The organism is Streptomyces sp. NPDC005195, from assembly GCF_040608315.1.
GTDB lineage: Bacteria > Actinomycetota > Actinomycetes > Streptomycetales > Streptomycetaceae > Streptomyces > Streptomyces kaempferi.
In genome coordinates, this window is sequence record NZ_JBEXHZ010000054.1 from 1 (window position 1) to 18,801 (window position 18,801).

The 18,801-nt window shown below is 69.1% G+C and carries 21 protein-coding genes; 17 read left to right on the top strand and 4 right to left on the bottom strand.

Features of this window, described 5'->3' with window-relative positions:
* The first annotated feature begins 525 nt into the window (after window positions 1-525).
* The 9 genes from ABZV34_RS31475 (at window position 526) to ABZV34_RS31515 (ending at window position 9,605) form a co-directional block, all read left to right on the top strand.
* Window positions 526-711 (top strand): DUF6207 family protein, encoded by a 186-nt coding sequence (locus tag ABZV34_RS31475; protein ID WP_356284127.1) that lies wholly within the window; start codon window positions 526-528, stop codon window positions 709-711.
* A gap of 485 nt (window positions 712-1,196) precedes the next feature.
* Entirely contained in the window at window positions 1,197-1,415 is a 219-nt protein-coding gene (locus tag ABZV34_RS31480) for a hypothetical protein (protein ID WP_356284129.1), read from the top strand.
* A gap of 336 nt (window positions 1,416-1,751) precedes the next feature.
* Entirely contained in the window at window positions 1,752-3,278 is a 1,527-nt protein-coding gene (locus ABZV34_RS31485) for a hypothetical protein (protein ID WP_356284132.1), read from the top strand.
* Between the two features lie 484 nt (window positions 3,279-3,762).
* Window positions 3,763-5,943: a DnaB-like helicase C-terminal domain-containing protein gene (locus ABZV34_RS31490; RefSeq protein WP_356284135.1), complete on the top strand. Its 2,181-nt coding sequence runs from the start codon at window positions 3,763-3,765 to the stop codon at window positions 5,941-5,943.
* A complete protein-coding gene (locus ABZV34_RS31495; protein ID WP_356284138.1) occupies window positions 5,943-6,515 on the top strand; it encodes a hypothetical protein in 573 nt (190 codons plus the stop codon). Before ABZV34_RS31490 ends, ABZV34_RS31495 begins: the two co-directional genes overlap by 1 nt.
* 215 nt (window positions 6,516-6,730) lie before the next feature.
* The gene (locus tag ABZV34_RS31500; protein ID WP_356284141.1) at window positions 6,731-7,345 is read left to right on the top strand and encodes a hypothetical protein; all 615 of its coding nucleotides are present in this window, start codon (window positions 6,731-6,733) and stop codon (window positions 7,343-7,345) included.
* Between the two features lie 195 nt (window positions 7,346-7,540).
* On the top strand, window positions 7,541-7,786 hold the full coding sequence (locus tag ABZV34_RS31505; protein WP_356284144.1) for a hypothetical protein: 246 nt from the start codon (window positions 7,541-7,543) through the stop codon (window positions 7,784-7,786).
* Window positions 7,787-8,010: 224 nt separating this feature from the next.
* Window positions 8,011-8,607 carry a protein kinase gene (locus ABZV34_RS31510; RefSeq protein WP_356284147.1) on the top strand — a complete coding sequence of 199 codons (597 nt, stop codon included), beginning with the start codon at window positions 8,011-8,013 and terminating at the stop codon, window positions 8,605-8,607.
* Window positions 8,607-9,605 (top strand): hypothetical protein, encoded by a 999-nt coding sequence (locus tag ABZV34_RS31515; protein ID WP_356284150.1) that lies wholly within the window; start codon window positions 8,607-8,609, stop codon window positions 9,603-9,605. Before ABZV34_RS31510 ends, ABZV34_RS31515 begins: the two co-directional genes overlap by 1 nt.
* 390 nt (window positions 9,606-9,995) lie before the next feature.
* On the opposite strand, the gene ABZV34_RS31520 is transcribed toward ABZV34_RS31515, so the two are convergent.
* Window positions 9,996-10,766, bottom strand: a complete 771-nt coding sequence (locus ABZV34_RS31520; RefSeq protein WP_356284153.1) for a DUF6883 domain-containing protein — start codon at window positions 10,764-10,766, stop codon at window positions 9,996-9,998.
* 152 nt (window positions 10,767-10,918) lie between these two features.
* On the opposite strand from ABZV34_RS31520, the gene ABZV34_RS31525 reads away from it, so the two are divergent.
* Window positions 10,919-12,414 (top strand): IS3 family transposase gene (locus tag ABZV34_RS31525; RefSeq protein ID WP_356284156.1). Its coding sequence is split into 2 segments (ribosomal slippage): window positions 10,919-11,288 and window positions 11,288-12,414, totalling 1,497 coding nucleotides; the frame shifts between segments, so codons are not numbered across the junction.
* Here the strand turns inward: ABZV34_RS31525 and ABZV34_RS31530 are convergent.
* On the bottom strand, window positions 12,365-13,105 hold the full coding sequence (locus ABZV34_RS31530) for a hypothetical protein (protein ID WP_356284159.1): 741 nt from the start codon (window positions 13,103-13,105) through the stop codon (window positions 12,365-12,367). The genes ABZV34_RS31525 and ABZV34_RS31530 overlap by 50 nt on opposite strands.
* Before the next feature lie 482 nt (window positions 13,106-13,587).
* Window positions 13,588-14,130 carry a hypothetical protein gene (locus ABZV34_RS31535; RefSeq protein ID WP_356284162.1) on the bottom strand — a complete coding sequence of 181 codons (543 nt, stop codon included), beginning with the start codon at window positions 14,128-14,130 and terminating at the stop codon, window positions 13,588-13,590.
* Between the two features lie 223 nt (window positions 14,131-14,353).
* On the opposite strand from ABZV34_RS31535, the gene ABZV34_RS31540 reads away from it, so the two are divergent.
* The 4 genes from ABZV34_RS31540 to ABZV34_RS31555 all read left to right on the top strand — a co-directional run bounded on the left by ABZV34_RS31540 (window position 14,354) and on the right by ABZV34_RS31555 (window position 16,905).
* Window positions 14,354-15,565 (top strand): hypothetical protein, encoded by a 1,212-nt coding sequence (locus ABZV34_RS31540; RefSeq protein WP_356284165.1) that lies wholly within the window; start codon window positions 14,354-14,356, stop codon window positions 15,563-15,565.
* Between the two features lie 236 nt (window positions 15,566-15,801).
* Window positions 15,802-16,092 (top strand): WhiB family transcriptional regulator, encoded by a 291-nt coding sequence (locus tag ABZV34_RS31545; RefSeq protein WP_356284168.1) that lies wholly within the window; start codon window positions 15,802-15,804, stop codon window positions 16,090-16,092.
* Between the two features lie 313 nt (window positions 16,093-16,405).
* Window positions 16,406-16,639 carry a hypothetical protein gene (locus tag ABZV34_RS31550; RefSeq protein WP_356284171.1) on the top strand — a complete coding sequence of 78 codons (234 nt, stop codon included), beginning with the start codon at window positions 16,406-16,408 and terminating at the stop codon, window positions 16,637-16,639.
* Window positions 16,639-16,905, top strand: a complete 267-nt coding sequence (locus tag ABZV34_RS31555) for a hypothetical protein (RefSeq protein ID WP_356284174.1) — start codon at window positions 16,639-16,641, stop codon at window positions 16,903-16,905. Before ABZV34_RS31550 ends, ABZV34_RS31555 begins: the two co-directional genes overlap by 1 nt.
* A gap of 55 nt (window positions 16,906-16,960) precedes the next feature.
* Here ABZV34_RS31555 and ABZV34_RS31560 read toward each other — a convergent pair whose 3' ends face one another.
* Window positions 16,961-17,329, bottom strand: coding sequence for a DUF4238 domain-containing protein (locus tag ABZV34_RS31560; protein WP_356284177.1), 369 nt, complete (start codon window positions 17,327-17,329; stop codon window positions 16,961-16,963).
* Window positions 17,330-17,347: 18 nt separating this feature from the next.
* On the opposite strand from ABZV34_RS31560, the gene ABZV34_RS31565 reads away from it, so the two are divergent.
* Genes ABZV34_RS31565 through ABZV34_RS31575 form a run of 3 tightly spaced genes read left to right on the top strand, consistent with a single transcriptional unit; the run spans window position 17,348 to window position 18,550 of the window.
* Window positions 17,348-17,992: a hypothetical protein gene (locus tag ABZV34_RS31565; RefSeq protein ID WP_356284180.1), complete on the top strand. Its 645-nt coding sequence runs from the start codon at window positions 17,348-17,350 to the stop codon at window positions 17,990-17,992.
* The gene (locus tag ABZV34_RS31570) at window positions 17,970-18,389 is read left to right on the top strand and encodes a hypothetical protein (protein ID WP_356284183.1); all 420 of its coding nucleotides are present in this window, start codon (window positions 17,970-17,972) and stop codon (window positions 18,387-18,389) included. Before ABZV34_RS31565 ends, ABZV34_RS31570 begins: the two co-directional genes overlap by 23 nt.
* Complete coding sequence (locus ABZV34_RS31575; RefSeq protein WP_356284186.1) at window positions 18,389-18,550, top strand: hypothetical protein; 162 nt, start codon at window positions 18,389-18,391, stop codon at window positions 18,548-18,550. Before ABZV34_RS31570 ends, ABZV34_RS31575 begins: the two co-directional genes overlap by 1 nt.
* The last annotated feature ends 251 nt before the right edge of the window (window positions 18,551-18,801 follow it).

Here is an 18,801-nt window from a genome sequence, read left to right on the forward strand (position 1 = left end):
TTGCTCTCCCCTACCCCTTGCCGCACAACAGACATGACGACACGTCACACTCGAGACCGACGAACCGGACCAATCCCAATCGTGCAATGCCCCTGGCCAGGGCCAGAAGGGTCCCCAGGCCGAGAACATCGTCCGCGGCTGACACGAACATCGCGGAGCGGATGTCCCAGGCCTCCGAGAGCCTCGGGCTGAATCCCACCGTGTGAAGAGGGGTCCGGCACCGTCGGGCCCCTCCTCCGTTCTCCCGCTCTCCTGCGGGCCTGGCCGGTTCCGGCAGCGCCGAGAAGTGGTCAGCCCGGCCTCGCCAGAGCGTTACGAGACCGGGCTGAAACTGTGGGCCGGCAGCCAGTTGGCGCCGGGACCCCAGCCTTCGCGCATCCTAAGACGCACATCAAGCCGACGGTGCCCGTTGATAGTCATCAAACTGCGCGCGGAAGCACACGGTCGGGTGATGCTCCCCGGATCGGAGAAGTGCCGGCCACGTCAACGCGTCGTGCTGGACATGAGAGCAATCCTTGATCCCACGTGGCAGAGCCGGGCCTGGCGGTGGTGGAGATCGCGGCCGCCGACGACGCGACAGCCTTCGCCATCCAGGACGTGCTCACCGCAGGATGCGCTGCGGCACCGGCCGACTGCACGACCAGAGATCCAGGCGAACCGGGCGTCCGGCTGCGGTTCTTCGTCGACCTACGCGAGCGGCCCGACACATAGCCCGATCCCGTTCAGCAAGCAGGCCAGGGCGAGCAGCCGGCCGGAACCTACAGCGGATCTGGACCGCACACGGCGCAGCGCCTCGTCCGTGCCCCCTTCGCGCGCAGTTCTTCCGCCGTGAACAGGAGGGGCAACGTTGACCAGTGATAGTTAGCGACCGTGTCTTCGGCTCCCTTCAGGTTCGCCTCAGATGCGGTGCCCCCTCCACCGTCTCTTTGCCCTGGTCAGAGCCGTTGTCAGTGCCGTGCTGTAACTTCACAGATGTCAGTTGAGGTTCCTTCTGGTTCCCGTACGAGGGGCCGGACTCCTGGACGCTGGGAGTTCCGTGACGTGGCCAGCCGCTAGGTAGGAACCGCAGACACCAACACGGGCTGACCGGCGCCCCACCCGGGGAAACGAACGCGGCGAGGATCCCGAAAAGGACTCGGCCCTCCAACTCCGGGCCCTGCATCACCAACCTTCTACGTCCGACGCTGGAGGCTGCCATGGAGTACCCGTATGTCCGTGTACGCGTGTTCGGTGTGGAGAGTGCGGATCTGCGTACCGCGCAGGCCGTGACCGAGGAGGACATCCGCAGCGCCTACGGAGAGCAGCCGGTGTACATCTCCAAGGACTCCACGAGCGTGACCGTGGCCTTCGACGACGCTGGGCCGGTCTTGACCTACTCTGCCCAGCGCCCGGCAAACTGGGACGAGCGGACCTGACGTACACCGCAGGACCGAGCCGAGACGATTTCCTGCTCGCGCTCTCGCTCGCGTCGGCCAAGGGCGTTTCGCAGATCGGCGCCGGACAAGGTGGGTGGGCCGGTACGCTGCGCAGCAGTGGCCGGCGCATCGGCCCAAGCCCGCTCCCTGGCCCATGACCGGGGCGCACCACGGCGAAGGTGCCCGCGGACCCCAGCGATGGGGTCCGGTCTGTGAGCATCAGTGTGCGGCGTACGTCTACTTCCGGCGGCCCCAGGGCCGTTGAACCTTCCGCATGCTGCTCCTCGTCACGCGCATCGGGTCATGGGGCCGTGCGCGGGAAGATGTGAGAGCCGTATGACCAAGAGCCACGGACGCAAGAGCCGGGCCAGGAAAAAGAGCAGCCGTCAAGGTGCCGCCTACGCGGCCGCCAACGCGGGAACCCTCCACGTCCACGACAGCGGCCCGTCGACCACGGACCTCCAGCCGGCCGACCCCGGCCGTTGGGGCATGGAGGCCGTGCCGGACCTGCGGACGGCGGCCGCGCTGATCGGCGCAAGCATCGAGCGGTGCGCGGCTTGCCGGCAGTCCTTGACGGCGAAACTCCTCGAGGAGGACCCGATCGTCCTCGCGGTGACGGCAGACGCCGCCTACTGCCTCGGCGTAGCCCGCGAGCCAGATGCGGGAGACGTTGCTGCCGGACCCACCCAGGTGTTCTCCTTCCTCGTTCAGCACGCCCGCGCTCACGGCGGCGATGCAAGGCTGCTGCTCGCGGAAGTCGAGCGGATGCCCGCCGCCGACCGCGCCGCGCTCCTGGACGACGCGCTGGGTCTATGGACCGCCGACGGCCGACAGCACTCCGACCTCCTGACCACCCAGGGCTCTGGCACAGCGGGCCGGACGGAGGCAGCCATCGCCGCCCCTCGTGATGAAAGCGGCGCCGCCCGCGCGGCCGCAGGCCGCCACGATGCCGTCGACATCCCCACAGGTCCGCTGCCGCGCCACCGGCCGCCCGTAACCCGCCAGCCCAGCACAGAGAACCGGATCCGCATGAGTGAGAACACCGAAGACGTCGTCCATCACGCGGAGATCGCGGCCCGTTCCCTCGCCGAGTTCGTCACCGACCTCACGTACCGGGGGACCGGGATCGGATACCCGGTGGAGGCATCCTTCATCTGCCGTCAGCTCAGCCGCGCCGCCGGAGAGATGACGGCAGCCCTCACTCTGCTCAGGACCTTCGTGGAAGGCCTCCGGGACCAGGACCGGCTGATGACCGACTACCGGGGTGAACCCCTCGACGAGGTGCTCCAGCGCTACACGGCCACGTCCCTCGCGGCGGAACAGTACGCAGGAGCGCTGGGCAAGGCCCTCGCCGTCGCCGAACACCAGGTGCACGAGGAGCTGACGGGCGAGCAGAGGCCCGCGGCCGCGGCCCGCTTTCTCGCCGACCTCGTCACCGACCTCACGTACCGGGGCATCGAGTACCCCGCGGAGGCCTACCGCATCTACAGCTTCCTCACCCGCGTGGCGGGGGAGATGAAGGCAGTCCTGATCCTGCTCAAGACCTCCGCAGGGAGCACTGGAGACAAGGAGCGCCCCAGGGAGAAGACGCTCGACGAAGCGAGCGAGCGGTACGCCGACGCATCCGTCACTGCGGGGCAACTCGCAGGAGTGTTGGGCAAGGCCTTCTCCGCCGTTGGGCACCTCGCCTACAAGGAGGCGCCGAGCGAGCAGGAGCCGCCCGGCGCGGCTGAGTCTGCGCGAGAGGGGTGCGTTCGTCTGGGGACGCAGTCAGGCCGGGGCCTGTTGACGGCCCCGGCCTTCGTCGTACCGACCCGTCGTGAAAGGCTGCCACCCGCGCACCCCAGAAGCTGCTGCACATAGCCGCAAACTCTCACAATTGAGTGAGATGCCATTTTCAAATGTGTGAATACAGTCAGTTCGATGCGTGACTCTTGGTATTCTGTAGGGGAGTTGAGTGCCGGGAGGGTGAGTGAGCCAGCCACCACAATCAGAGTCTGCGATGAACGCGAGTGACGCCCGCAGGGACCTGTACGCCTTGGTCAAACGCGCCAACGACGACGGGGTCACCACCCTGATCCACCGTGTTTCGAAGCAGGAAGACCGTGTTCTCCTTGCCCCGCTCGACCGGTTCCCGGCCGCGCGGAAGGCCGGGGCCTTTCCTTCCTGGGTCCTGAGTGCGGCGCAGAGGGACTTTGGCACCCTGATCGGCCGGGCAGCCAGCGGCCAGCCCCAGGTGCTCCGCAGGAGCAGCACACCCGTTGCGGTGCTGCTGCCCGCCGACGGCCCGATCAGCAGGACTCCATCCGACACGGCCGCGCATGCTGCCGCTACCGCAGGAGGTGCGGTGACCAGTCAGCCCACTACCGGCCGCGATGCCGGGCGCCGGCTCGCGACGCTCGGCGACGCTCTCGGTGACGTCATCACCTCCGGATCAGCGCCCGGCCTGTCCTTCGGCCTGGCGGGCCTGGACGCGGCCACCGGCGGCCTGCACCCCGGACGCCTGGTCCTGGTCGCCGCCCCACCGCAGGTCGGCGGAAGCCTGATCGGCCTCTCGGCGGCCCGGCATACCGCGCTCGCCCTCAACAGCCGTGTCTTGTACGCGGCTTCGGGCCCCAACCGCGCGGACATCACCCGCCGCATCATCGCCGCGGAAGCCGGCGGCGACTACGCCCGCCTGAAGACCGGGACCCTCACCCCGCACGAGCAGGAGGTCGTCCAGCAGCTGAGGAACGCACCGTTGCTCATCGATGACGGCAGCAACCTGACCGCCGAGGCCATCGCCGAGACCGTCCCGGTGGCCGGGGATCTGGCGCTCGTTGTCGTCGACCGCCTGCAGCGGGCGAGCAACCCGCGCCTGCCGCTGTCGGGGGAACACCTCCCGGCCGCCAGCCAGGTCCTGCGTGAACTGGCCCGCACCCAGCACGTCCCGGTTCTCGCGGTCGTGGACACCGACGACCGGGCCATCGTGAACCTGCTCGACGCCGACGTCATCCTTACCCTCACCGCGCTCCCCGACACGGGGGAGACGAACGTGACGGTCGCCGAGCGGGATCTGGGCGTCATCGGCCATGCCCGCTTGCGCCCCGACCTCGCGCACGCCCGATTCCTCGACACCCCCACGGCCGCCGGCACCACCGCGGCCGCCGGCGTGCGTCCAGGTGGCGACACGGTCCCGGACACGATGGGCAGCGACACCGACCGTGAACTGGCGGCGGCCGCCCTGCCCTTCACCTCCGGTGCCCTGCAGGGCCTGCCCGCCGAGGCAACGCATCTGCTGGCCGCGCTGCGTACCGTGCTCGCTGCCGGCAACTTCAAGGACCTCGACGAACTCCGCGTCCCGCTGCGGGCCCTAGCTGCCGCCGGGCTCCGGCTCCCCGACCACGCTGAGGGGCGCCGTCTCGCCGCGGCGCTGCACGCCTACAACGCGCCCGCACCCGCCGTCACCCCCGCGCCGACTCCGGCGGCTGCCCCCGCTCCTGCAAGCGCGGTCGACGCGCCGGTTGCGGAGGACAGCGACGGGGCTGAGCGGGATGACGACGACGGCTTGGTCCCGGGCGATGAGGAGGACGAGCCGGAGGGAGCGGTCTTCCCAGCCCTGCGGATCCTCAAGGACTCGGTGGAGCGGTCGAAGATGCACCCCGTCCCGGTCATCCGCAAGGATGACCGGGACGGCGGACCGTGGCCCCTGATTAGTGAGGACATGGACGGCGAGCCCCGCTGGGTCCACCCCGACGTCATCAGCACCCGCGTCGCGCACGAGCGCAACGGCAAGCGCGTGCGGCGCGACCAGCTCGACGTCCCCGCCTCGTTCGGCGACGGTCTGATGTGCCTGGTCGACCGCAACGGCTCCTTCCCCTCTGCCTGCTCCGCGGTCCCGCTCGCCCCGAACAGGCTCCTGCACACCGGTCCGCTGGAGGCGTTCGACAAGACCAAGGCCGGCATCTACCTCATCGAGATCCCCGCCTGGACGCGCACGGACATGCCGCACCCGTTGGGGCGGATCATCGAGCGGCCCGACGAGCAGGGACGGGTGTGGGTGACCACCCCGCACCTCAAGCAGCTCGAACGCCTCTACCGCGACGGCCACCTCGCCGAACCCGTCGTCATCCACGACTCGTGGACGGGCAAGATCAACGAGTCGCTGTTCAAGCCGTTCTACGAAGCGGCCAGGGCCGCCCGCACCGACCTGATCAAAGTCGGCGGCGAACCGTACAAGAACTACAAGACCCGCCTGTCGATCGCGTTGCGCCTGCTGTGGCCCAAGCGGCCCGACTCGCGATCGCCGTTCTGGCGGCCGGACTGGCGCATGAGCATGGTCGCCGAAGCCTCGGTCCGCCACTGGACCGTCGCCTTCAAGGCCGTTCAGGCAGGCAATCGGCTCATCGCCCTGCGCAACGTGGATGCCGCGATCTTCTGGGTCCCCGACGAGACGGCGCCCGACACGTACCGGATCGGGACCGGGTTCGGCGAGGTGAAGGCCAAGTTCATCCAGCCCGGCGCGTTCATCCCGGAAGGTGACGACTGATGGCCGGACCCACAGGCCGCGGCAACTCCCTCGGCGCCGCACTCAACGACCTGCTGCGCGCCCAGGTCACCCCCCGCCACCGGCTGTCCACCTACAGCGCCAAGCACTGGCACGCCCAGCTCAGCCAGCTCACCGGCACCCGGCGAGGGTATGAGGCGCTGGAGAGTGCCGGCCTCGCTGTCCAACCGGACACCCTGTTCAAGTGGTTGTCGGACCCCGAGTACAACGTACGCCGCAGCTACCGCGACCTCATCCACACCGCGTACGAGAACGTCGCCATCGTCCCCGCGGACCCCATCCCCGACACCGTCAAGGACGGCCAGTTCGAGATCAGCGGCCTCGTCAAAACCGGCGCCGACGAACGCGAACGCGGCACCCGCCGCGCAGCCCCCCTGCGCATCGACGCAAGCCGCGGCGACTGGAGCGACATCGAGGCGCTCTGGCTCGCCGGAGACCTGCGGGACGACGACTTCGAGGACCGCTTCATCGACGACGTCATCGTCGCCGACATCGGAGAAGGCACCGACGGCTGGGAATTCTCCGGCAGCAGCTACTCCGTCGAGCTCCGGTGACCCGCACCACGCACGACCGTCCGGCAGGCGAGCACTCACGGAATCGCCAAGGACCCCCACATGGGCAACGGCACGCAGCGGGCTGCATTACCGCCGGTCATCGTGCACGGTGCGGAGGCCGCGACCGCCCGGCGCCGGGCGGCCGCGCTCCTCGAAGCTGCGGGCGCCCGCCCGGATGAGGTCGGGAATCTATCGCCGCGATCGAAGCCGGCGCCGTGGAGGGAACCTCCGAGGAGGTCACCGCGAACCCGGCACCTGCCGGGGCGAGCGCCGAGTTCGCAAAGGGCTGGCACGCCTCCATCGCATCGACCACGAGCACTCTGGCGCCCATCAGCGACCGCACCATCCGACAGGCCCATGAGGCAACCCGCGCGCCGAGCCCGACACTGCCGCCCCCTCCCGCGCCCGTCGCACGTCTCGTGCCCGGGGTGGTGGACGACGCCGGGAGGGATCGGATCCCGGAGGCGGCCGAGCAGATCTACGTGTCCGTGACCGGCTACACCGAATTCGACCGCGACCTGTCGCTGGAGATCCTTCCAGTCGTCCTGAGGTGCCTCAGCACCGACGAACAGGACGCATACGTACGCCAGCTGCAGGCCTTCGCCGAGACCAACCGAGAGCGCCTCGCCACGCTGTACGCCCGCTACGGCCCGGGCGGCACGTCCGAGAACGAGAGCCGCTGCTACCTGACGCATCAGCCCGCGAGCATCGTGGTCTGCGAGCGCCTGAGCACCGTGCCGATGCTGCTCGACGCAGTGTGGAACGAGGAACTCGACGCCGAGATGGTGCTGGAACGCTTCACCACGTACTGGCGCTTCGGATCAACGTGAACAGGAGCGGCGTACCCACCCCCGGGCTGAACGACACGTTCGAGGACGGAGCCGGGACATGGCTCAGCTGGTGATCCAGGACTTCTACGGCCTCCTGAGCCGGGCACCCAGACGGCGCGACTGCGGCAGGACGGGATCCGTCTCGTGCACGACGGTTCCACCCTCGCCCTGTCCACAGCCGATACTCCCGACACAGTGATCGCGACAGCCGCCACCCGCGGGTACACGACCGCCGCTTGGGAGGTGACCGCCTACTCGGCGAGTCTCGACACGGTGCGGGCCTGGATGCGAACGCTGGACGGCGGCGACCTCATCGACGTGACACCGGTCTGGGCTCGCGCACCCGCAATGATCGCTTTCGCCACCGGCGGGCAAACAGTCGCGTTCCCGGTCATCGCGTGCCCGACGGCTCCCGCTGACCGGCACCCTCCAGCCACGTGACGCGACCCGAGCGTCGTCGCGTCCGCGCTGCGCGCCCAACCGTGATGGCGCACGGTCGGTCGTCCGGCCGAGGGGCGCGTGAGAGAGTTGCGGTTCCCATCGGCGCGGTTGGGGTGTTCGGCCTGTGGGGGGCGTTGTCGTCGATGCTTGTTCATTCTGCGCGGCCCGGTGATCCGGGCCGGATCGGCCCGTACCGGATCATCGGCCGACTGGGTTCAGGCGGCATGGGAACGGTCCATGCGGCCCTGGATCCCGACGGGCGGCGGACCGCTGTCAAGGTCGTCCACCCGGCGCAGGCCGGCGACGATGAGTTCCGGGCCCGGTTCAAGCGGGAAGTCGAGGTGTCCCGCCGGGTCACAGGACCCTGTCTGGTGCCGCTACTCGCCGCGGACCCCGGCGCGGACGTCCCCTGGCTGGCCACCGAGTATGTGCCCGGCCTCACGCTCGGCGAGCACATCGCCGCGCACGGCCCCCTGCCCGGGGTCCGGCTGTACGCGCTGGCGGCAGGGACCGCGGCCGCGCTAGCGGCCGTCCACGCAGCCGGGGTAGTGCACCGCGACGTGAAGCCGGGCAACGTCATCCTGGCGCCGGACGGGCCGCGAGTGTTGGACTTCGGCATCGCCCACGCCCTGGACGGCACCTCGGTCACCCGGACCGGAGTGATGACCGGCACCGCGGGCTGGATCAGCCCCGAGGGCTACCGAACCGGCGCCGTGGGCCGGCCGGGGACATCTTCGCCTGGGGAGCACTGCTCGCCTACGCCGCCACCGGACGGCTGCCCTTCGGCACCGGGGCACCGGACCTGGTCGCGGCCCGGGTGATGTCCGCCGACCCCGACACTGCCGGAATCCCCGACGACCTCCTGGCCCTGGTGACGTCCGCGCTGACCAAGACACCGCAGGAGCGGCCCACGGCCGCCGCGCTGGCCGGCCAGTGCACTGTGCTGCTCGCCGCCCAGACCACCCAGGTCCTGCAGCCGGGGGCCGCGGGACCGACCTTGGTGGGTGACCTGGTGACGGCCGGGTGGGAGGGCCTGCCGGCCGCCGAGGACGACCCTGCCTGGACCCTGGCCCTGCGCCGGATCGCCCGCCGCCGCACCTGGCTCGTCGCAGCGGCCGCCGTCACCGGGTTCGCCGTGGCCGCTGCCAGCGCCTACCTGATCGCGGACCACAATCAGGACGGGCAGCGGGACAGCACACGGGCCGGCGCGGGCACAACGGCCTCCGCCACGGCCTCCCCAGGCAAACGCGCGGGCGCGGTGACCGCCTCCCCGGAAGCGGTCACCGACACCCGTGCAGGCGGAGCTCCGGGAGCAGAGCAGGAGGAGAAGACCCCGGCGGCGACCGTGTCCGGCACGTGCCTGCCGGTCGCCTACAAGCTGCCCGACGGCCAGGCGGGCTGCGAGTCCAAGAAGGACATCTGCACTGCTGGGTCCGCGTCTTACGTCAAGGACATCGACAGCCTGTGCGGCGGCCCGCCCGCCCAGCAGACGATCAACATCATCTCCGAGCCGTCCACCGGCGGAGACCCGGGCGCCACGTACTGCCTCGGCTGGAACGGCAGCGGCAGCGGCCCCTCACGTGACGCCGTGCTGCTGATGAACGCCCCCGGCTACCGGTGCGGCGCCGACCTCGTGGATCCCGCCGGCACCAAGGCTGTACCCGGGGGATACACGCTCGTCTTCTACGACACTGAGCAGGACTGCACGCCCACTTACCCCGGAACCCGTCTGACCTACCCCGCCGTCCTGGACTACAGCAGCCTCGGCGACCAGGAGCCCCGGCAGTACGTCTGCCTCACCGAACACGTCGGCGCCTGACCGAGCACCTGCACAGCCGCCCCGCTCTCCCGAACAGGCTCCTCCACACCGGTACCAGGGAAGGGTGCAGGAGTGCGGCGGGAACAGGGTGAGGAGGTGATGAGGATCTCTGAACTCGGCCAGGGCCGCTCGCCGCCCCACATGCTCCGTCGTTCAAGCGAGTGAGGAGTTTCAGCGAGCGCCTCGCAGGTTGTCGACTGGGGTTGCCCGCTCGTGGAGTGTGCGGTCCGTGCCAGCCGGTCGAGGGCGCCTAGGGCGGCGCTCGCCCGCCAGCCCATCTGTGCGGCGGGGTGTGCCCAGGTATGCCGAAACCCGCTACGGGATGATCTTGAGAATCAGTCGACCCGACGGCTACCGGCCGCTGCATCCAACCGCCGGAGGAACGGAGAGTCAGTCCACCTCTTGTTTGACGGAGCAGGATTGGTCCGCTGCCTGGAATGCGCTGGCCATCGCCTCGGCCCACGCTGCCGCCAGCTCAAGGTCCTGGCCCGGAGCGCTGATTCGCGCTCCAGGCTGGCTCTTTGAGGCGTGCCCTGCACGCAGGAGCCACTGAACAAACTCGGTACCAGCGTCGGGGAAGCAGACCCATGCGAAGCCCGCCAGCCCCTCAGTGATGACCTCGACGACTCCCCCTGAGCCTTCCAGCGCGATCGGCGTAGGTCGGCATTCCCGCCTGGCCCGGTCCGCGACCTTCAGCGCGATCTCGTAAAGGCCAGCCCAGTCGCCAGGAACGATCGCTGGCGAGTCAACGGCGCCAGGGATCTTCTTCCCGGAGGTCAGTGTGACAAGTTGGACAGGAGCATCATCCTCGATCTTCCACGCAGCCGTGACCTGCTTGGTCTGGCCGTTTAGACCGACAACCGGAGTACTGATCTCGAACCGGAGATGCTGTGTGTCTCCATACGCTGCCTCGTCCCTGAATTTCTGCGGCTCGGCACCATGCAGGGCCGAGAGCAGCTGGATCGCGAGGAGTCTCCAGTTGCTCTGCTCGATTCCCAACTCTTGTTGGAAGAACCTCGCCTTCGAGCCGCCAACGGGATGGGCAAGGTTCAGGGCGTAGTCATGCAACTTACTCCGCAGGTCGTCTACTAGGGGCTGTTGACGGCCCACCTTGAAGGACAGGCGACGTTCGGCTTCCTGGTACTCATGAACGAGCGCCACGATCGACTCCTGGTAGGTCCTGCCCCCGGAGAATGCGATGGCGCCTAGCGTTACCGGTGCCTCGGACGGAACCCCTCTGTGACAACCTTTGATGAGTCGGGAGCAACCCGGAAACATCTGACCTGGGCGGGGAAACGAGCAGTGCTGTACCAATGACCGTTCTGACCTCGGCTCAGCAGCAGGCCAGGGATGCTGGAGCCGTGACCTCTCGCCCGGACCCGCAGGTTCCCGCCAAGGCCAAGCGCCGTAGTTTCACCGCCGACTTCAAGATGAAGGTCCTCGCCGAGTACGAGGCTGCCCCCGAGGGCGAGCGCGGGAAAGTGCTGCGCAAGCACGGGCTGCACTCGTCCCACATCGTCGACTGGCGCCGCTCGCGGGACGCCGGCGCCGCGGCCGGGCTGGCCAAGACCCGCGGACGCCCGGCGGCCGACCCCCGCGACAAGGAGATCGAGCAACTGCGCGCCGAGAACGAGCGGCTCCAGGAGCGCCTGCGCAAGGCGGAGTTGGTGATCGACGTCCAGGGAAAAGTACAGGCGCTCTTGCAGGATCTCTCCGAGAGCGCGCCCACGCCGCCCGCTGCCCAACGCTCGCCGCGCAAGCCGAGGTCGTGATCGACGCCGCGATCACCGAGCTGACCGGGGGCGGACTCGGCACCACGGCAGCGTGCGCGGTGCTGGGCCGGGCCAGGGCCACTCACTACCGGCGTCACCCGGTCACACCGCCCAGACCCCGGCCTGCCCCGGTCCCGCACCGCGACCGCCCTCAGCCGGCCGCGCTCACCGGGTCCGAACGTGAGCAGGTCCTGGCGGTGCTGCACAGCGACCGGTTCGCCGACGCGGCTCCCGCCCAGGTCTGGGCGACGCTGCTCGACGAGGGCACTTACCTGTGCTCGCAGCGCACCATGTACCGGCTGCTGGAACGCGAGCACGGACATGTCACCGACCGCCGCAACCAGGCAACCCACCCGCCCCGCGTCAGACCCGAACTCGTCGCCACCAAGCCGAACGAGGTCTGGAGCTGGGACATCACCAAGCTCAAAGGCCCCACGAAGTGGACCTACTACTACCTCTACGCCGTCATCGACATCTACAGCCGCTACGTCGTGGGCTGGATGCTCGCCGACCGCGAGTCCTCCGAGCTCGCCAAGACCCTGTTCAACGAGACCGTGAAAAAGGAGGGCGTCAAGCGGGACCAGCTCACCATCCATGCCGACCGCGGCTCCTCGATGGCCTCCAAGCCGGTGGCGTTCCTCCTCGCGGACCTGGGCATCACCAAGTCCCATTCGAGACCCCGGGTTTCCAATGACAACCCCTACAGTGAGTCGAACTTCAAGACCCTGAAGTACTGCCCGACGTTCCCCGGGTCCTTCGGCTCTCTCGCCGAGGCCCGCATGTTCTGCGCGGACTTCTTCACCACCTACAACGAGCACCACCGGCACAGCGGCATAGGGCTGATGACCCCCGCTATGGTCCACACCGGCCAGGCAGAAGAGATCCACGCCCAGCGCACGGCTGCCCTGCACGCCGCATACGCGGCGCACCCCGAGCGGTTCCGACGAGGCACCCCCAAGCCCCCCAGCCTTCCGGAGCCCTCCTGGATCAACAAGCCGACAGACCAGACCGAAGAGACAGAAGCCACAGCAAGCTAAAAGCATCAACGAACCGACTCAAACAGGTTGACAGGTTCCGAACCGGGGCGGGGTTCCACGGAATTTGACAGTGGTGTTCGGCGGTCGGACGATCTTCAAGGCCGATGCCAGCCACCGCCATACCTGCGAAGAGTTCCCCCGTCGAGATGCCCTCCTCGCCCGGGTGATCCACCCAGCCCCGCGAGTACCTCCACCCGGGAAGCAAGGAGAACACCTCTTGGTGGAGGGGGTCGTTCGGGTCGACTTCGATCGCACCGAGGTACCAGCTAAACGCCCGCAGCTGGTCGTCCAGCGGTGCACGCAGCTCGCTCGGCAGCTGCGAGATCACACCGACGTAGACGTTCGATGTCCCGAGAAGCCACGGTGCGTGAGCACCCAGCGTGCTCCAGCGGCCTTCGCCGCCTCGGCACAGCGTGGAGGCTGAAGACCACAGGAGAAACGGATCGTGCGCCAGCGTCAACTTGCCGTCGGACGAGGAGTTCTCCCAGCGGCGAGTCGGCAACATGAGCGAGCCCCAGTACGTCTGGAACTGGCACCGTCGGGGTTCATCAACGGTGAGGATGGCAGAGAGGATCGCCCGTTTGAGCCTCGGACCGTACTCAAACTCGCGCGACAGAACAGGATCGTCCGCGCTGACAAAGATGGCGATGGGCGCCTGGTGAGGGGTCGCCGCTGCGGATGCGTCAGTCATGCCCGCCAGTATTCGCGACGGTCGGAGCGCCGAACACACCTGTGACATAGAACCAGGTACAGATCGAGCAGGCCGGCAGCCGATCAGCACGGTCAGGGAGAGCCCGCCCCAGGGACGACCACGACGCGACGGCCGAGAGTGACCGCTTCCGCTCGTTTCTCGCCGGGCCAGACGAAGACGTCGCGGCGGGGGCCAATCCAGGCGGCCCCTTCCTTGTGGTGCCCGTCCGCAGGCGGATGAGTGGGGAGAGCCACTGAGCAGGTCTGGGGTTACCCAGAGCAGGGGGTGGCCGCTTTCAGAGAGCGCCATCAGAGGCACTCGACCGGACTGGCGGGTGTGGCAAGCGATGCCGGAACGCGGCAGGTATCTCGGAAGACGCCGCGCTCTTGGAAAGCGATTCCGCCGGCTGCGCCAGGCCGCGACCGGACGATATCCCTCGTCTTCCGACGAGTTCTCATGGGATGCCTACGGGCAGCCCCCGGTCAATCGATAGCCTCTGCGGCGGCCCGGTACGCGGCCATGGCGCGCACCGTGGCACAGGCGACCCACAGGGCGCCCCAGACCCGGCCGACCATCAGGGAGGTCTGTTTGCGGGCATCGTCGATGAACGCGGCAAGCTGCTCGGGATGCAGACGCCGGTAGCGGAGGTAGGTCATCGTGAGGTCGGTGGCGCTGGAGTGCCGGGCGATGCGCGCCTTGGCTTCCGCCAGGCTGAGCTCCTGGCCGTCGGCCGCCTTCAGGGCCACGTATCGGTGCGCTTCCGCCGGGTCGTGGGCGATCTCGGCGAGTGCACGCACGTCCGGCACGCCCTCGGCGGTGCGCCAGATGACCGGGCACTCGTCGTCGAGAATGCCGGCGAATACCTCGGCGAGCAGCAGGTTCACGTGGGCCTGGCCCTCGCGGGTGTCGCCTCCCAGGCGCACCAGGACCGCGGCCATCTCCTCGCCTGTGGCGTCGCGCGCGGCCATGACGAGCATCTCCCGCGCGGCGGCCCGGATGTCGTCGAGCGTCGGACGGGTGGCCATGGCGCGCTCCTTGATGCCGGACCGACTCTAGGGACCTGGTCACGGTAGCGGTTGCCGCCGGTCATGATCTGGGCCCCAGAGATACCCGGGGATCTGCGGCGGCGCTGGGCCCGGCGACGCCAATTCGGGGTGCTGTGCGCGGATGACGCCACGGAGCGGGGTTCGTGCTGGCTAGCCTTGATGCGCGCGGCCGCGGGCGCGACTGCATGGCGAGAGGAAGTCGATGACCGACCAGGACCAGGCCACCGAGTCCCCGGCCAAGGCGGATCCCAGCACCCTGACCATGGAATTCCGGCACCTCCACCGGCTGGCCGATCCCGCCGCGGAGGGCGTCCAGGCCTGGCAGATCTCCCTCACGGCCGACAACGAGACCGTGGCCCGGGTGCGTGCGGTGCGCGGCCAGTACTGGAAGGCCCACAACCTCGGCGAGCGCCTGGCCGACGAGCAATCCCTCGCCGCCGTTGCGGCAGAACAACTCTTCGACGCGGAAGGCCAGTTCCTGCCCGCCTACGAGGCCTTCGTCGAACTGCCCGGCAATGTCCTCGTGATCGACGGACTCGAAATCACCGCGCCCTGGGACGATCCGTGGACCGTCGCCGGGATGATCTCCAGCATCATCGACCGGCTGAGCGACAACCAGTACGCCGTGATCCTGCCCCGGGCCTCGGGCGACACGAAGGACGCCCTGCTCACGGAGGCGGGAGTCCTGCTGAGCGCCGAACCGTTCTCAGATGAACTCCTGATCATCGACACGTCGCTCGCCGCACCCGAAGAAGCTGCCCACCGCGTGAGCGAACACCTACGCCACCGCGCCCGCTACGGCGAGGCCGACCCCTTTAACGAGGACTGGTGCGAAGAAGACGACGAAGAGGAGGAGGTCCTCACCGCGCGCACGCGAGCGATGCTGCACCTTGCCCTTCGGGAACTGGCGGACCAGGCGTGGCAGGAGGTGTCCGCGCTGGGGGAGCAGCCGGCCGCGCGCAGCAGCGGCGGGCTGTTCGGGTCGCTGCCTCGAGTGACCTGGCACCAGGACAGCTCGTGGCGGCGGCAGTTGGCCCGGGCCTTCGACGACCTGGCCGCCGACTGCACGTCCGGCGCCGAGGTCGAACCCCGCTGCACCGGCGAGGAGATGGCCCTGCACCTCGGCATCGCCCGCGCCCAGGACCTCACGCACAACCGGCCGCGACTCGTGGCCGACACGGTGGCCGGCCTACCCGAAGCCCGAGGCGACGGAGACTGGGACGTCTGCTCCGACGTCCTGTTTCAGGACCACGACGTGCTGATGCTGTTCGACGACTCGCTCGATGGGATCGACGACGCCGAGAACGATCTTCACCAGTCCATGGGCATGGTCAACCTTGCCCCGGTCGACTGGTTTACGCCCTTTGACACCGAGCACGTCCGTGACTCCGAGCGCGGCTACCGTCACGCGTGAACCCGTCCTGCGCGAAACTCTGCCCGCCAGCCGTGACGCCGCTGAATACCTCGCTCGACGGCCCGGGCGTCGACCGTCAGCCGAAGTACGAGACTCCTGACTCGATTTCCATCGGTCGTGGTCAGGCTCCATGGCATGTTTCGCGCACGGTGCGCACATCGACGGGCCGGGGGTGAGCTGGGATGGCGCCTTCGTCAGCGCACTATGGTTGAACGGTGGCGGGGGAGAGGGAAGTCATGACGGGTACGAAAGCCGACTGGCGAGAGAACTCCGCCTGCGGCAGTTCCGACGCGGACGACCTGTTCGCGGACAGTCCACGCCAGAAGCAGGCCAAGGCGGTCTGCGCGAGGTGTCCGGTGCGCACCGAGTGCCTGGCCGAGGCCCTGGATGAACGTATCGAGTTCGGTGTGTGGGGCGGCATGACCGAACGCGAGCGCAGAGCTCTTCTGCGGCGCAGGCCGAACGTCGCCTCCTGGCTCTCTGTACTGGAAGCAGCCCGGAGCAGCATGGTGTCCCGCGCCGGCTGAGTACGAGAAGGTCCTGCCCGCACCCCGTGCGTGGCAGCGCCCGGGTGGACGGGCCAAGGGTCGGTACGTACGGCACGGGCATCGCAGGCTCTACCCAGTCCCAGCGAAAGCGCATGCCCGCACGCTACGCGCGCGCCGTAGCCAGGAGGCCACTCGCGTAGTCCGCGGTGTGCCGGCCGCTCCAGGATGACGGCCAGCCCAACCGTGCCCTGTGGCGGCCTCCTCGTATCGGCCTGTTCTTCCGGAGCGGTCCCTAGGGGCCGGATCGGCGATACCGTTGGATTAGACGCCAGTTCTGTCCCTGGAGCCCTCGATGAGCGAACAGCCGGACCCCGCCGACCACGCCCGGCAGCAACTGGAGCCCGCGGCCGCCGACGCGGTCCGCGCGTATGCGGCCAGGACCCGCGAGAGCGCCGACCGGCTCGCCGCCGTCCTGGAGGACATCGCCGCCAACGGCCTGCCCGCAGCGGAAGACTGCACGCCCTGGGAGGAGCTGCGCGAGGCACACCTCAGCCGGCTCGCAGCCCAGCGCCCGGCCGTCGCCTGATGGCCCACGGATCACGCCGCGCCCGGATCGTCTTCTCCGACTCCGCCACCAAGCAGCTCGAGAACATCACCAACGAGGCAGAGATCCACGCCCTCGACCGCGCCCTGGTCGTCATCTCCGTCGACCCCGACGCCGGCGAACCGCTCCCCGGCGACAGCACCGGCCCCCGGCTGCGCCAGTACGTCGACGACATCGAGCACGTCCGGCTCCTGTACTGGGTGACGGCCCTCAAGACCGTGGTGGTCGTCGCCTTCATAGAGGTTTGATCGACCGGCGAGGACCAGCAGCCGACTCATCGCCGCGGATCCTTCTGGCGCTGATCTACCGCGCACGCGATCTTGACGTGGCCTTGTCTCGGATCATCGCCGCAAGTGAGCTGCGCGGACGGGTGTACACGTATTCGCGGGCGGCTTCGATCTGGAGCGTGTTCAGCTTGTCGACCGCGGACTTGGTGAGGCAGCCCTGTAGAGAGGTTTTCCCTAGGGCCAGCATGTGGTGGGGGCCGATAGGAAGGACTGTGGTGTGTGCGTCTTGCAGGGCCATCCCGGAGGAGAGGCGGTCGCCCTCCCTGCGTACGGCGAGAGCGGGGTTGTCTCCGATCAGGAATTCGCTTTCCTCGGGCTCCAGAATTTCCAGGGCGTAGGGAGCCATGAGCTGGCGGGTTCGGTCGAAGTCGGCCTCGATGCGCACGCGGAGCAGTGATCCGTCGTGGTGCTGGTCGAGGACCGGTCTGACTACTTCGTCGGCGATGGCCCCGAGGGCTACCGAACCGGCGCCGTGGGGCCGGCCGGGGACATCTTCGCCTGGGGAGCACTGCTCGCCTACGCCGCCACCGGACGGCTGCCCTTCGGCACCGGGGCACCGGACGTGGTCGCGGTGCGGGTGATGTCCGGCGACCCCGACCTTGCCGGAATCCCCGACGACCTCCTGGCCCTGGTGACGTCCGCGCTGGCCAAGACACCGCAGGAGCGGCCCACGGCCGCCGCGCTGGCCGGCCAGTGCACTGTGCTGCTCGCCGCCCAGACCACCCAGGTCCTGCAGCCGGGGGCCGCGGGACCGACCTTGGTGGGTGACCTGGTGACGGCCGGGTGGGAGGGCCTGCCGGCCGCCGAGGACGACCCTGCCTGGACCCTGGCCCTGCGCCGGATCGCCCGCCGCCGCACCTGGCTCGTCGCAGCGGCCGCCGTCACCGGGTTCGCCGTGGCCGCTGCCAGCGCCTACCTGATCGCGGACCACAATCAGGACGGGCAGCGGGACAGCACACGAGCCGCGCCTGCACAGCACCCTGCAGGCCCGTCCCGCCGAACGCTGGGAGGCCGACCGGGCCAGGATGCTCACCCTGCCGCCCGTTGACCCGCCCGCCTGGTGGCGGATGCAGACCCGGATCGGGCGTGACCAATACATCCGCGTCGACAACAACGACTATTCCGTGCACCCCGAGGCCATCGGACACACGGTCACCGTCCTCACCGACAATGACGAAGTCATCGCCCTCGCCACCGGCGGCGTGATCGTCGCCCGCTACTCCCGCTGCTGGGCCCGCCACCAGACCCTCACCGATCCCGACCACGCCGCCGCGGCCCAGACGATGCGCGGGCAGGCCCGCCATCAGCAAGCCGCCCAGGCCAAGGACGCCCGCCGGTCCCGGGCCGAGGCCGGCCCGCTCGTCGAGGTCGAGCAATGCGAACTCGGTTTCTATGACCGGCTGTTCACCGTCATCGAAGGCGGCGGCGACAGGGAGGCCGGCTGATGCCCCGCACCGCCACTGCCCCGGCCGAAAGCACCGCAGCGGGCCGCAGGACCGGCTCCCAGACCGCCGCCGACCTTGCCTTCCTCGCTCGCGCGATGGAGGCGCCGGCCCTACTGGACGCCGCCGACCGGCTCGCCGAACGCGCCCGCAAGGAGTCCTGACCGACGCCGAATACCTGGTCGTCTGCCTCCAACGCGAGGTCTCCGCCCGCGAATCACACGGCGGCGAGGCCCGCGTCCGAGCGGCCCGCTTCCCCGCGATCAAGACGATCACCGCCCGGACGTTCCCTGGCCGCAATTCGATGAGCGCTGGCCGCGCTGCCTCTCGTCGGTCGCCGGGATCTCCGGCATGTTTGAGGCGTGATGTATTTGACCGAAAACGCCTCTCGGGTATGCGGCACTGCCGTATGGCG